The 13120-nt window shown below is 63.2% G+C and carries 15 protein-coding genes and 1 pseudogene; 8 read left to right on the top strand and 8 right to left on the bottom strand.

Going from position 1 to position 13120, the window contains the following annotated elements:
• Window positions 1-127: 127 nt before the first annotated feature.
• Window positions 128-766 (bottom strand): hypothetical protein, encoded by a 639-nt coding sequence (locus JQ575_RS33155; RefSeq protein ID WP_212037378.1) that lies wholly within the window; start codon window positions 764-766, stop codon window positions 128-130.
• Window positions 767-870: 104 nt separating this feature from the next.
• Window positions 871-1113 carry a hypothetical protein gene (locus JQ575_RS33150; protein ID WP_249167069.1) on the bottom strand — a complete coding sequence of 81 codons (243 nt, stop codon included), beginning with the start codon at window positions 1111-1113 and terminating at the stop codon, window positions 871-873.
• A 147-nt stretch (window positions 1114-1260) separates the two neighbouring features.
• On the opposite strand from JQ575_RS33150, the gene JQ575_RS33145 reads away from it, so the two are divergent.
• Complete coding sequence (locus JQ575_RS33145) at window positions 1261-1665, top strand: hypothetical protein (RefSeq protein ID WP_212037377.1); 405 nt, start codon at window positions 1261-1263, stop codon at window positions 1663-1665.
• A 60-nt stretch (window positions 1666-1725) separates the two neighbouring features.
• Here the strand turns inward: JQ575_RS33145 and JQ575_RS33140 are convergent, their stop codons facing one another.
• Together JQ575_RS33140 and JQ575_RS33135 are read right to left on the bottom strand one after the other, a co-directional pair.
• Window positions 1726-1977 (bottom strand): hypothetical protein, encoded by a 252-nt coding sequence (locus JQ575_RS33140; RefSeq protein WP_249167068.1) that lies wholly within the window; start codon window positions 1975-1977, stop codon window positions 1726-1728.
• Between the two features lie 383 nt (window positions 1978-2360).
• Window positions 2361-2735 (bottom strand): hypothetical protein, encoded by a 375-nt coding sequence (locus JQ575_RS33135; RefSeq protein ID WP_212037376.1) that lies wholly within the window; start codon window positions 2733-2735, stop codon window positions 2361-2363.
• Between the two features lie 415 nt (window positions 2736-3150).
• On the opposite strand from JQ575_RS33135, the gene JQ575_RS33130 reads away from it, so the two are divergent.
• A complete protein-coding gene (locus tag JQ575_RS33130; protein WP_212037375.1) occupies window positions 3151-4752 on the top strand; it encodes an alkaline phosphatase in 1602 nt (533 codons plus the stop codon).
• A 23-nt stretch (window positions 4753-4775) separates the two neighbouring features.
• Here JQ575_RS33130 and JQ575_RS33125 read toward each other — a convergent pair whose 3' ends face one another.
• From JQ575_RS33125 to JQ575_RS45840, 3 genes and pseudogenes are all read right to left on the bottom strand, one after another.
• Window positions 4776-5483, bottom strand: a complete 708-nt coding sequence (locus JQ575_RS33125; RefSeq protein WP_212037374.1) for a DUF1045 domain-containing protein — start codon at window positions 5481-5483, stop codon at window positions 4776-4778.
• Between the two features lie 27 nt (window positions 5484-5510).
• Complete coding sequence (locus JQ575_RS33120; protein WP_212037373.1) at window positions 5511-6704, bottom strand: alpha-D-ribose 1-methylphosphonate 5-triphosphate diphosphatase; 1194 nt, start codon at window positions 6702-6704, stop codon at window positions 5511-5513.
• A pseudogene (locus tag JQ575_RS45840) lies at window positions 6701-7368 on the bottom strand (chloramphenicol acetyltransferase). The gene JQ575_RS33120 and the pseudogene JQ575_RS45840 overlap by 4 nt, the downstream one beginning before the upstream one ends.
• A gap of 198 nt (window positions 7369-7566) precedes the next feature.
• On the opposite strand from JQ575_RS45840, the gene phnC reads away from it, so the two are divergent.
• The 4 genes from phnC (at window position 7567) to phnE (JQ575_RS33095) (ending at window position 11194) form a co-directional block, all read left to right on the top strand.
• Window positions 7567-8382, top strand: coding sequence for a phosphonate ABC transporter ATP-binding protein (phnC, locus tag JQ575_RS33110; RefSeq protein WP_212037372.1), 816 nt, complete (start codon window positions 7567-7569; stop codon window positions 8380-8382).
• 61 nt (window positions 8383-8443) lie between these two features.
• Window positions 8444-9382 carry a phosphonate ABC transporter substrate-binding protein gene (phnD, locus tag JQ575_RS33105; protein ID WP_212037371.1) on the top strand — a complete coding sequence of 313 codons (939 nt, stop codon included), beginning with the start codon at window positions 8444-8446 and terminating at the stop codon, window positions 9380-9382.
• Window positions 9383-9464: 82 nt separating this feature from the next.
• On the top strand, window positions 9465-10349 hold the full coding sequence (phnE, locus tag JQ575_RS33100; protein ID WP_212037370.1) for a phosphonate ABC transporter, permease protein PhnE: 885 nt from the start codon (window positions 9465-9467) through the stop codon (window positions 10347-10349).
• Window positions 10346-11194: a phosphonate ABC transporter, permease protein PhnE gene (gene phnE, locus JQ575_RS33095; protein ID WP_212037369.1), complete on the top strand. Its 849-nt coding sequence runs from the start codon at window positions 10346-10348 to the stop codon at window positions 11192-11194. The genes phnE (JQ575_RS33100) and phnE (JQ575_RS33095) overlap by 4 nt, the downstream gene beginning before the upstream one ends.
• 9 nt (window positions 11195-11203) lie before the next feature.
• On the opposite strand, the gene phnF is transcribed toward phnE (JQ575_RS33095), so the two are convergent.
• Window positions 11204-11932 (bottom strand): phosphonate metabolism transcriptional regulator PhnF, encoded by a 729-nt coding sequence (gene phnF, locus JQ575_RS33090; protein WP_212037368.1) that lies wholly within the window; start codon window positions 11930-11932, stop codon window positions 11204-11206.
• Between the two features lie 119 nt (window positions 11933-12051).
• Here phnF and phnG point away from each other — a divergent pair, with 119 nt between their 5' ends.
• The gene (phnG, locus tag JQ575_RS33085) at window positions 12052-12510 is read left to right on the top strand and encodes a phosphonate C-P lyase system protein PhnG (RefSeq protein WP_212037367.1); all 459 of its coding nucleotides are present in this window, start codon (window positions 12052-12054) and stop codon (window positions 12508-12510) included.
• Window positions 12510-13118, top strand: coding sequence for a phosphonate C-P lyase system protein PhnH (gene phnH, locus JQ575_RS33080; protein WP_212037366.1), 609 nt, complete (start codon window positions 12510-12512; stop codon window positions 13116-13118). Before phnG ends, phnH begins: the two co-directional genes overlap by 1 nt.
• Window positions 13119-13120: the final 2 nt, after the last annotated feature.

Raw genomic sequence — 13120 nt, 5'->3', positions numbered from 1 at the left:
GGCCGATATGCGGATAGCACACCACAGCCGTCAGACTCGCCGCCGGGGTCGGCGAGGCCAGGTTATCAACAGTCAGGGTTATCAATGCAAAGGGCGCGCCGGGCAAGTCGGCGTGCCGGCGCCGCGGTTAGTTCCTGCTGGCGCAGCTCGGGTAGGGCGCGGGCTCGCCGGGCACGATCGGACAGACACGAATCGGCTGCAATTGGCGCAACCGCGCCAGCCATTTGGTCTCGTCAATTGCGCTTCGCCCTGTCGCCGGCGCGCGTTCGGCCCATTGCACCGTATAGTAATCGGCGCTGCCTTTGACGGCGACGATGAGCGTGGTTTCGCTGTGCTTGTCGGCGCTGGTTTCGACCCGGCCGCAGCTTGCCACCGCGACATATGCATCTTGATCGCCGAATCTGGTCGCGCCAAATCCTTGCGCTGCGAAGGTGTCGGGACAGGCCGACTTGAACCCACCGACGATCGAGCCCGCAAAGCTCTCCGGCGAAACCCCGGCGTTGCCGGCAGCGCCCTTGGCGCCGGTCACCGTGATCATCTGGGTCCAGCTCTTGACCGTCTCGCCCTTCAGCACAGCCTCGCGGACATAGTTCGTCCCTTTGGTGTTCTCGAACACCGTGGTGAAACTGGCAGGCAAGCTGAACATGACGAGTTGACCGAAGATCGGCGAGATCACCTTGAACGCCGTGGGGGCCGGACTTTGGGCCGATGCCGACGTCGCGAGCAGCGCGGACAAGGCCGCCGCGAAAACCGTCACTCTCGTCATTGGCAGCTTCCTGGCCGACTTCGCCGTGCCATCCGCGCGTCCGATCACAGGCCCGCGACGGCGCGCCGCCGGTTGGCGCGTGATCCCCAAGGAATCTTCGAGGGTCAAGTCAGGATGCGAAGCTCCGGCCTACCGGGGGTGCGGGGCTGGTCCTTGACCGGCTGTGACAGACGCGCCGCCGCCAGTTGAAGCTGGGTTCGCAGGTCGGCGCTGCATTGCTTCATCTGATTGCGCAGTTCGCGGCGCGTAAAGGTGGTGAGGGAGGGATCGGCCAGTTGCTGCCAGGCCGAGCGCAGCCATTCCTGCAGGGCGCGGATATCATTATCAAGGATTACGGGCTGGTTCATGCCGCCGAATCTCCGGATGTGATCGCCGCCAAATTAGGTCTGATTCGTTTACAGATGCCTACTCCGGTAAATGACGGCGCGACCTTTACCCTTGGGAACGAGCGCCCCACATAAACGTTGGGTCCGCGGCTTTCCCCTGGAGATTCAATGTCCGGCCATTCGGCGCTTGTTGGCTTCGCAATGCTGGTCAGCCTGAGCTTGCCCGGCAGCGCGTTCGCGCAGTTCCCGCCGCCCGCCGGCTCGGCCGGAGCGGGCAATTCCGCGATCAGCGGCATACCTTACGGTCCGGCCAATCCCAGCGTGGTCGGCGACCCCAGCGGTATCGGAAACGCCTCCCGGATTCCGCCGCCCGGCACCAACACGATGGTGCCGATCACCGGCTCCGGTTCGGTCAACGCGTCGCCCTCGGGCTCGCGCGTGTTCGTGCCGCCCTATGCGGGTGCGTCACAACGGATTACCGTTCCACGCCAGGCAAGGTCAAAGAGGCCGCCCGTGCGCCCGCGCGGCCGGGTTGAGACCAGCACGTTCACTGGGATCTGTCGGGGCTGCTAGCTGTGCGTTACCTCGGGACGCTGCCTTGGGACAAGGCGATGCGATCCGCAGGAGCCCTGCCTAATGCGGTTGCAGATCGTTCGCTTTCCAGCCGGTGGAAAGCACGAGGAACAAGGCGCGATACGCGTGATATCGGGCGGCGGGCCGGGTTTTCTCCCGTCCGCCTGCAATCATTTTCCCGCTCTGATCGCGCACTTGCCAGCAAAAGTTCCGGCGGCGCTTGAAGATGACAAATTGCAGCATCGGAGCCCGGAACACCGCGCGGGGCCCATTATTCCAAAGAAAATGCGGGCAATGCATGTTTCGGTTCATGGCGTGCGCTGCTCCGATTGTGAGCGGGAGGAACGTTCAACGCGTTATGGCCGATTCTCTTCCAAAATGTACGGGTCGCAGGGGTTGATGGCGGGTCGTGGGGGCTGGCCCAAGGGGCACGGTATCATTGGCCGCCCGGTGCGGATTCCAGCGATTCCAAGAATGAAACCCCCGCCGTCCCTGAGGATCGGCGGGGGCGAATGGGAAAGATGGTGCGAGGCTGGGGGTTGCCCAGGTGTCGCGCCAAGGACCCGCGTGAAATCAGCCCTATCGAACAGTTTCGGGCAAGGCGATTTTGTAAGCAATGCTGCCTGCGTTTCGTGCACGTTGCGCCAGCGCGCGATTTTTGCGCGCGATCTTGGCGGCATCACTCGACTAATCGATTACTCCGCGATGAATGACGTCGTCTTGGTCCCGGAATCGTAGCGCAGCCTGAGCACGTTGAATTTGCACAGATTGACGTTCTTCCAGAGCACCGATTCATCATAGTTCGCCCAATCCACCTTGATGTTCCAAACGCAGCCGTCTTCGTCCTCGTCCTCATCGAATTCAACGTAGGCGGTGTCCTGGTTCTTCAGGGTCTTGTCGAGTTCGTTCTCCCATTCGTCGAGGCCGTCATCGGGCGAATTGAAACCCAAAAACTTGATCGCATAGCCGGTCTCGTTGATGACCGAAACATTGCGGTTGTCGGCGGCCAAGGCGGGCGTGGCGGCGAGCGATAGTCCAAGCACAATCAACGCGGATAAAATCGTTTTCATTTGAAATGCTCCTGGTGGCACAAGGCGTGCGGCGATGCGTTTAGCAACCTTTGCGTTGGCGGTCCTCTCACGCAGCGCACGATGGTCGTAATCCGGACATCCGTATTCGTCCGGGTTAGCGGCACGCGGCTTCGCAATCTATAACGGCGTCGCTAACAGCGGGGGGCAGGGCGTTCGCTCATCACAGTGAACGCCTTTCCACTGGAGGCTCACGAGGCCCGGACTCCTAGGCACTCCGGGCCTCGTCTACCTCCCACACATCCGCTCAGCAACCGACGGCGATCTGTTCACTGCTGAGATTGCGAACACCTTCATTCTGCAGCTGCCGCGCGGTTCATCCGACTGTCGCAAAACCTTCGGGCTGCGGTCAATTTGGACGGGCACCCTTCGTCGCGATTCGACGAGGATGCCTTGAATGCCGATTGGAATACGCGCGAAGCAAGACCTGCCTGGACAAGGCTTGACCAGACGTCAATTGCTGGTTCGGTCCGCATCCACCGCAGCGGTCGCAGCATTGGGAAGTGTTGCCAGACCCTATCTGAGCCGCGCCGCGGATCGTCCGCACATCGCCAGCGGGATCGCGTCAGGCGACGTCTCGGCCGATTCCGCGGTGATATGGGCAAGGGCCGATCGGGCCGCGCGCATGCAGGTGGAGTGCTCGACCGACGAGAGCTTCAAGTCCATCCTTCGCGTCGCATCGTCGGAAGCGCTGCCCGAGCATGACTTCACCTCGAAGCTTTTGCTCGAGGGCCTTCCGCCGGGGCAGGATATTTTCTATCGGGTGCGTTTCGATGATATCGGCGAGTCCGGGATTTCGGGAGAAGCACAGGTCGGCCATTTCCGTACCGCACCGGTGGCGCGACAGGCGATCTCGTTCGTCTGGTCGGGTGACACTGCCGGCCAGGGCTGGGGCATCGATCCCGCCCGCGGCGGCATGCGGACTTACAAAACCATGCTCGAAAATCGCCCGGACTTCTTCATTCATTCCGGCGATCACATCTACGCCGACTGTCCGATCGAAGCCGAATTGAAGCTGCCGGACGGAGGCCTGTGGCGGAACATCGTCACCGAAGACAAATCCGTCGTTGCCCACAGCCTCGCGCAGTATCGCGCCAACTACAAATACAATTTGCTCGACGAGAACCTGCGCGCCTTCAACGCGCAAGTGCCGATGCTCGCGCAGTGGGACGACCATGAAGTCACCAATGACTGGGCACCGATCGGCACCGCCGACGAGACCGGCTACGCCGAAGACGGCAGCTCCCGCCTGGTGGCGCGGGCGGCCCGCGCGTTTCATGAATTCATGCCGATCCGCAACCTGGCTGGGCAGGCGGGACGGATCTATCGCAAGGTCGCCTATGGGCCGCTGCTCGATGTCTTTCTGATCGACATGCGCAGTTATCGCGATTCGACAGGGAATAATCGCGACGACCGCAGCGACACCTGCATTCTCGGCCCGGCGCAATTGGCCTGGCTGAAGCGTGAACTCACGGCATCCGATGCGACCTGGAAGGTCATCGCCGCCGACATGCCGATCGGACTGATCAGCGAGGATGCGATTGCGCTCGGCGATGGCCCGCCGGAGCGGCGCGAATGCGAGATTGCCGATCTGCTGTCCTTCATGAAGCGCATGGGTATCAGCAACACGGTGTGGCTGACAGCCGACATGCATTACACGGCCGCACATCGCTACCATCCGAACCGCGCGGTATTCCAGGATTTCGAGCCGTTCTGGGAGTTCGTCTCCGGGCCGCTGCATGCGGGGACCTGGGCGCCCGCGCCGCTGGACAATACGTTCGGACCGGCGGTGGCGTTCCAGAAAGGCTGCAGCGCGGAGCAGGGCGAAAACCTCGCGCCATGTTTCGGACTGCAGTTCTTCGGCCGCGTCGATATCGATGGCCAATCGGAGGTCATGACGGTGACCTTGAAGGATGTCGACAATCGGGATCTATGGTCGGTGGATATCGAACCGCGGCCGGATGGACGGCAGAAGCAAGTGCTGTCGCAACACATCTGACGCAGCGGCAAACGTGGATGCGTCTAACCCTGGCCTGGCATCAGGACGTATTGCCTGACGACCCGGAAGCGGGAATCCGCGCTGTCCTGACGGAATAACGCGAGCCGGTCGATTGCGAGCGTCTCGAGGCCGAGCGTGGAGAAACGATTGCTCAGCATCGCCAGAACGGACTCCAGCCGGCTTGCGTCGAGCCTGCCGGTTAGCGTCATGTGGAAACGAAACTCTTCCATCACGTAGGGATAGCCCCAGCGGTCGAGATGGTCGCGCTGCGCCGATGTCAGGCGGGAAGGATTGCGGCGCACACGGTCCGCTTCGGTGAGCGGCGCGCGGAACGTATCGAATTCGCTGACGCAGTCGGCCGCAAGGCGGATCAGTTCCGTCGGTGGATCAGCCGGGATCACGGCGATGAAGCCACTGATCGAACCGACCACCGGCCTGATCACCGGAATCGCCCGGGGCGTTGCGGCGAACGCGGCACAGGCCGCGAGGAGTTCGGCTTCCGTCCTGCCTTGCGCCAGCGAAAAGGGCGCCTTCAGCGTGGCGTGAAAGCCGTATTTGCGGGGATCGGCCGTCAGGTCACGCCAATCCGGCGCAGCGCTGACGACGTCTTCCGGAAACGGCAGGTCTTCGCCGCCGAAGGCGTCATAGCCAAGCAATTGCGCGCCGAAGCGATTGAGGTCGCTGGCCTGCTCAGGGGCGTAGTAGATCGCGTAGCGCGGATAATTCGACATTGGCACAGGATACAGGATAGAGGCGTGTCAGGCGGCTGCAATCGCCTTGCGCGGGGTAAGGGTCGAGTTGCGCAGGCGGCCAGCCTCTGCCAGATGCACCAGGCGGCCCGCGGCCATGACGGCGACGACACGCGGCCGCAGCGGCACCTTGTCATCAACGAAGATGATGTCGGCACGCTGGCCGGTGGCGAGAACGCCGCGATCGGTGAGGCCGGCGGCGCGGGCGGGGGCTGACGATATCAGCTGCCAGCCTTGCGCCAGCGGCAGCACGCCGTCGGCAGCGAGACGGAACGCTGCCAATAGCTGCGCCGGATAATAGTAATCCGACGCCAGCACCGAGCATAAGCCCTTGGCGATCATGTCGGACGCCTTGGTCCAGCCGGTATGGCTGCCGCCGCGGACGACATTGGGCGCGCCGAACACGATGAAGTCGCCGGCCTCTGCCGCCTCGCGCGCGGTTTCCTCATTGACCGGAAACTCGGCAATGCCGACGCCCTGCGCCCGAAACGCCTTCCGCATCTCGGGGCTTTCGTCGTCATGCGACAGCATGCGCACACTGGCGTCACGCGCCGCTTTCGCCAGCCGGGCGATCGAGGCCGGCACCTCGTGTGCGCGGCCAACGACGCTCGCCACCAGCAAATCGAACGCCTCGTTCGAAAGCCCGGTGCGCTCGACCATGCGGCTGCGCTTTTGCGGCTTGTCGAGGTTGGCGACCGTCCCGTCCATGTGGTCGTTGAACGCGAACAGGTCGATGCGCCCGTCCGACAGCCATTCGATGATTTCGGCTTCGGCGTCGAGATTGTAGGTTTCGTGACGCAGATGGAAGCGGGTGTCGGCCGAAAGCTGCGGCCGCATCGACTCGATCGCTTCCAAGAGCCGCCTTGCATTGTCGCCGGAGCGCAGGCCCGGCTCCCACGACCAGGTCGTGCCATGATAGACCGTGGTGATCCCGTTGCTGATCGCCTGCCGGTCGCTGTCACCAAGCGCCACGTCGATAGGGAAGTCGACGCCCGGGCGCGGCATCATCTGCCGTTCGAACGCATCGCCATGAAGATCGACGATCCCCGGCAGGACCAGCAAGCCGCCGGCGTCGATGCCCAGCGAAGCGCGGCCCTGGTCGGCGCCGATGGCGCTGATGTCACGGCCTGCGATCCGTAGCGAGGTCTCGTGGATTTCGTGGCCGAGCAGGGCCCGGCCGCCTTCGATGAAAATGTCAGTCACGATGCTGCACCCTGATGCCTGATCTGCGCGCGGACGGAGCCCGTGCCTGCTGCGTATTTTGCCAGAAAATCCTCGACCGTGAGCTTGCGAAAATCGGGCAGGGCGCATCGCAGCGTCTCATGGTCCCAATTCCACCAGGCGAGCTCGGCGAGGCGGCCGGCGACCTCTTCCGAAAACCGCCGCTTGATCGGCCGTGCCGGATTGCCACCGACGATGGTGTAGGCCGGCACGTCCTTGGTCACGATCGCGCCGGCGGCGATCACCGCGCCGGTGCCGATGCTGCGGCCGGGCAGGATGATCGCGCCATGCCCGATCCAGACGCATGGCCGATATGGATGTGGTGTGCGCGCCGCCATTCGAAGAACTCGGCGTCGTCGCTCTCGCCGGGAAAATAGGCGCTGGCCCGGTACGTGAAGTGCGCCTGCGTCGCGCGGTGCATCGGGTGATTGCCCGGATTGATCCTGGTCATCGCCGCGATCGAACAGAATTTGCCGATGGAAGTGTAGGTGATCTGGGCGTCGTTGACGACGTAGGAATAGTCGTCCATCGACACTTCATGCAGGATCGTGCGCGCGCCGACTTCGCAATAGGCACCGAGCCGGGTCTCGTGCAATTTCGCCGTGGGATCGACGGTCGGGTCGACTGAAAGCATTTTGCCGGCCATACGGGCGTCTCTCCGCGACAAAGATGGTGTCACGATGGCACGTCATCAACGGGCATGATGACATCTTCGTGACGGTTGCATGACGGATATCGCGCGAGCGATGAGGGTGTGGACGCCGCCGCACCGCAGCGTGATTGTCACACAACTGTAAAGTCCAATCGATAGCGATGATCCACGAGTGGGATTCTGGAGCATTGCATGCTGGTAGTGGAAGGTTTGACGTGCCGTTTCGGCACAAAAGCCGCAGTGGATGATGCGTCATTCTCAATCGCGCCCGGCAGCTTCGTCGGCGTGATCGGCCGCTCCGGCGCCGGCAAGTCGACGCTGCTGCGGATGATCAACCGTCTCGCTGAGCCTTCCGAAGGCCGCATCATGTTCGAAGGCGTCGACGTGACCGCGCTGCGCGGCAAGGATTTGCGGCAGTGGCGCGCCCGCTCGGCGATGATCTTTCAGCAGTTCAATCTGGTCGGCCGGCTCGATGTGCTGACCAATGTGCTGATGGGGCGGCTCGCCGAAATCCCGTCCTGGCGTTCGCTGACGCAAACTTGGCCCGAACGGGACAAGGCGCTGGCGATGTCGGCGCTTGAGCAATTCGACATGGCTTCGCTTGCAGCCCAGCGCGCCGACCAACTCTCCGGAGGTCAACAGCAGCGGGTCGCGATCGCGCGTGCGCTGGTGCAGGAGCCGGATATCATTCTCGCCGACGAGCCGATCGCTTCGCTCGATCCACGCAACACGAGGATCGTGATGGATGCGCTGCTGCGCATCAACAAGCATTTCGGCATTACCGTGATCTGCAATCTGCATTCGCTGGACCTGGCGCGAACCTATTGCGACCGCCTGATCGGCATGTCCGCGGGCCGCATCGTGTTCGACGGGGCGCCGGCGACGCTGACCGACCTCATCGCGCGCGAGCTTTACGATCTCGAAGCCAACGACGTCATGGGCGCAGCACCCGCACATGCGCCTGGCGGTGCTGCCGTTCCTGAGCTGGGCACTGCGGCGGCGGCCTGAGCGTTTCTTCTGTAAGCCTGCAAACGGCCGAAAAAAGCGTAACACAACAAGAGGGCACACCATGATCAATCGTCGTATCGTTCTGGCCGGCGCAGCCGCGCTGGCGTTTTCGGCCTCCAGCGCTTCTGCGCAGGACTGGAAGGGCAAATATCCGGAACTGACCTTCGCCGTCGTGCCGGCGGAAAACGCCTCTGGCGTGACCGAGCGCTGGGCGCCGTTCGTCGCCTATCTCTCCAAGGAGCTCGGCGTGAAGGTCACGCTGCGCATTGCCAACGATTACGCCGCCGTCATCGAAGGCCAGCGCTCCGGCAACATCCATATCGCCAGCTACGGCTCGGCGTCGTTCGCGCGCGCGCGGATGACCGGCGTCAAGACCGACGCGTTCGCCAATGACATCAATGCCGATGGCTCGACGGGTTATTACTCGGTGTTCTTCGTCAAGGCGTCGAGCCCGTACAAGAACATCGACCAGCTGAAGGGCAAGAATCTCGCTTTGGTCGATCCGAATTCGACGTCGGGCAACAACGTGCCGCGCTTCGAGCTCGACAAGCTGGGCATCTCCGATGCCGACACGTATTTTGGCAAGGTCGTGTTCAGCGGCAGCCACGAGAACGCCATCCTGGCGCTCACGCAGGGCACCGTCGAAGTCGCCGCCAATCAATGGACCACCGACAACGACTCCACGCTGGCCCAGATGCTGACCAAAGGCATGCTGAAGAACGCCGACGGCACAGCGATGAAGAAGGAGGATTTCCGGATCGTCCACAAGTCCGCGCCCATTCTCAATGGGCCCTATGCTTACAACTCGGACCTTCCGGACGGCCTGAAGGCCGCCATCGCCAAGGCGTTTGCGGATGCACCGGCCAAGGACAAGGCTGCCTTCGACCGTCTTTCCGACGGCCAGAAGAAGGCATTCAACCCCGCCACGACAAAGGATTGGGACGGCATGATCGACCTGATCAAGTTCGTGGACAATCTTCGCAAGAAGAAGGCGTCCTGATCGATCGGCGGAGCGAGACCAGGCCGGGTTCATGCGACCCGGCCTTTTTCCGTTCAGGACATAACCGGCACAGCAGCGTTCCATGACATCTGCCGTATCCATCCTTCCGGCCCAGCAACTCGCGGTGCTCAACGACGCTTATCGTGCGGCGGTGGCGCGCAAGCGGCTGCGGATGACGCTGGCAACGGCGGTATTCTTCGCGGTTCTGGTCATCGCCGCGATCGGCGCCGAGGTGAATCCGGTCACGTTCGTCAACAAGATCGGAAATTTCGTCAGCTATTTCGATCGCATCGGCACGCTGGAGAGTGGCGCGCGGGTCTGGTCCGATATCGGCGAGTGGTTCTGGGGCTGGAAAAAATGGCTGGCGCTGCTCGGCGAGACCGTCCTGATCAGTTACGTCGGCACCCTGGCCGGGGCGATTCTTGCTTTTGGGCTAAATTTTCTCGCTGCTGAAAATACCTCGCCGGCGCCATGGCTGCGGTTTACGATCCGCCGCCTGATGGAGTTCTGCCGTACCGTTCCGGACATCGTGTTTGCGCTGATCTTCGTGATTGCGTTCGGTCTCGGGCCGATGGCCGGGGTTATCGCCATCATGATCCATTCGGTTGGCGCGCTAGGAAAACTGTTTTCCGAAATCGTCGAGAACATCGACATGAAGCCGGTCGAGGGGGTGCGATCGACCGGCGCGAGCTGGATCTCGTGCATACGCTTTGCGGTCGTGCCGCAGGTCGCGGCGGGCTTTGCCAGCTACACGCTGCTGCGCTTTGAGATCAATGTGCGCGGCGCTTCGGTGATGGGTTTCGTGGGCGCCGGCGGCATCGGCCAGGAACTCGTCGTCGCCGTCAGGAAGTTCTTTTATTCCGACGTCAGCGCGATCCTGCTGATGATCATTGTCACCGTGTTCCTGATCGATATCGGCACCGGATGGGCGCGCGGGCGGCTGTTCGGCAAGGAGGCACGGGCATGACACGGTTGCCTGCACCGGACTCCGGCGATCTGCGCGGCCGCTATCCCGAAGTTTTTGACCGGCCGGTTTCCTCCCGTCTCGCGATCCCCGCGATGCTGCTCGCTGCGTTCGGGATCTTCGTGTTCGGGCTGGTCGAGCTGGAGTTTTCGCCGGCGCGGATGCTGGCCGGGTTGAGCCAACTCGGCTGGATCACGATGATGATGATCCCGCCCGATCCCGGCGGTTCGCTCCCGGTCTATCTCGTTGCGCTCGGTGAAACCCTGTCGATCGCGATGCTGGGCACGACCCTTGCCGCGTTGCTCGCGCTGCCGGTCAGTCTGCTGGCGGCAAGGAACATCGTGCCGTCGGGTATCTTCCGGTTCCCGGTCCGCCGCTTTCTCGATTCGATCCGCGGCGTCGACACGCTGATCTGGGCGCTGGTCTGGATCAACGTTGTCGGGCTTGGGCCGTTCGCGGGCGTGCTGGCGATCGCGGTGGCGGACTTTGGCGCGTTCGGCAAATTGTTCTCCGAAGCGATCGAGGCCGCCGACAAGAAGCAGGTCGAGGGCATCCGGGCCTCCGGCGGCAATGCGCTGCACGAAATACGGTTCGGGCTGATGCCGCAGGTGCTGCCTGTGATCGCAGGGCAGGTGCTCTATTTCATCGAATCGAACACCCGCTCGGCCACCATCATCGGCATCGTCGGCGCCGGCGGCATTGGATTGCAGCTGGCCGAGCAGATCCGGGTGCTGGAGTGGCAGAAGGTGTCGTTCCTGATCCTGATGATCCTGGTCGCGGTGGCTGCGATCGACTGGATTTCAGGCAAGCTGCGGTTTGCGATCATCGGCCAGCGCGCGGTGGTTTGATCCAGCTATCTAATCGCTTTCGACGATGAACTCGACACGTTCGGCGGCGAAGCGCGAGCGCTTGGTCACGATCGGCTTCCCGTCGGGATCGACGTCGGTGCTGTCGACCACCAGCACCGGGCGACCGAGCGCGAGATCGAGCCGTGCGGCGTCGCTGGCGTCGGCTATGGCGGCGGTGATCCGGGTGGAAGACCTGCGGTAATCGCGGATGCCGTAATGCGCGACCAGCTTGGTCATCGAGCGTACGCTGGCGAAGACCTGTCCCGCGTCGGGGAAGCGCTCGGCGGAGAGCCATGAGGTGCTGACGCAGATCGGCGTCCGGTCGGCCAGCCGAAGCGCCTCGATCCGGACCAGGGGTGCGCCCGTCTTCAGCCCGAGTTCCCGCGCCAGTTCGCGGGTAGCGACATCGTCGGACGCTTCGATCAACTGGCCGCGCGGTTCATGGCCGCCGGCACCGACGATTTCGGAAAACCGCGTCCGCGAGCGCAAGGGATAGGCGAGGCGCTGGGTCTCGACATAGGTGCCGCTGCCGCGCTCGGCGCGCACCAGCCCGCGTTCGGCGAGCGTCGCCAGCGCCCGGCGCACGGTATGGCGGTTGACCCGGTAGGTCTCGGCGATCTCCATCTCGCCCGGCAGCTTTTCGCCCGCGGCGAAGCGGCCCTCGGCAATGCCGCGTTCGATCCCGTCGGCGACCTGCCGCCACAACGCCACACCGGTGGCCGCATCCTGCATGCTCATGGTGTGAAACTACCCGGAACGGCCATCCGAAAAAACAACCCTGTTGTCACCAAACAGTCATGGCGTTTGGTTATGAAGTTGTCTATTAGCATAGACAACTTGATTCCGGCAAGGTGGATATGACGGCAACCGAGAACGACAAGCAGGCGCAGCGCAAGACAGTCATGGCGGTGCTGGCGCATTCCGATCCATCCGAGATATCCGGCCGTCTGGGCACAATCACGCTGCCTGATCACGAGAATCTGCGCGAGCCGGAGAACGGCCTTGTGATGGTGCGCGGCCGTATCGGCGGCGATGGGGCTGCCTTCAACCTCGGCGAAGCCACGGTATCGCGGGCGGCGGTGCGGCTTTCGACCGGCGAAGTCGGCTTCGGCTACACGCTCAGCCGGGACGGTGAGAAAGCACGGATGATCGCGCTGTGCGACGCCATGGTGCAGTCGGATGAATTCGCCGACCTCATTGAGACAAAGGTGATCGCTCCGCTGCGCGCGGCAATGACCGCCACGCGGAACCGCAAGGCGGCGGAAGCCGCGGCGACGCGGGTCGATTTCTACACCTTGGTGCGGGGAGAGGGTTGATGACGACGGTTGCCGAACTGCCCGCAGGATTTGCCGACAAGGTGCTGTCGGCGCAATCGACCTTCCGCTCGGTGATGGATGCGATGGCGCGTCCCGGCAGCGTGCAGCGCATCGCGGCCGTCGCCGGCACGCCCGCCGCCATGATGCGCGGCACCGCGGCCATTGCGCTGACGCTGTTCGACCATGATACGCCGATCTGGCTCGACAGCCGGATGTCGGCAACGACGGACGTTGCCAAATGGCTCAAATTCCACACCAGCGCGCCTGTGATCGCGGATTCTTCGATCAGAAGCTTTGCCCTGATCGGCAGCCCCCGCGAGCTTCCGGCGCTCGATCGTTTTGCGTTCGGCAGCAATGAATACCCGGATCGTTCGACGACGCTGATCCTGCAGGTCGACAGCCTGACGCAGGGGCCCGCCCTCGAGCTGCGCGGCCCCGGCATCGACGGCACCGCGATCCTGCAGGCAGCGATCCAGCCGCATGATCTGTTCGAGCGGCTTGAAGTCAACGTGGCGCTGTTTCCGCGCGGCATCGATGTCGTGCTGGTCCATGACGATGCGATTGTCGCGATACCGCGCACCACGCGGCTGGTCGCGAGGGGAGGCTAGTT

This window comes from Bradyrhizobium sp. JYMT SZCCT0428, from assembly GCF_018131075.1.
Classification (GTDB): domain Bacteria; phylum Pseudomonadota; class Alphaproteobacteria; order Rhizobiales; family Xanthobacteraceae; genus Bradyrhizobium.
The sequence above is the reverse complement of the archived record's forward strand: the minus strand, read 5'-3'. Positions and strand labels throughout refer to the sequence as shown.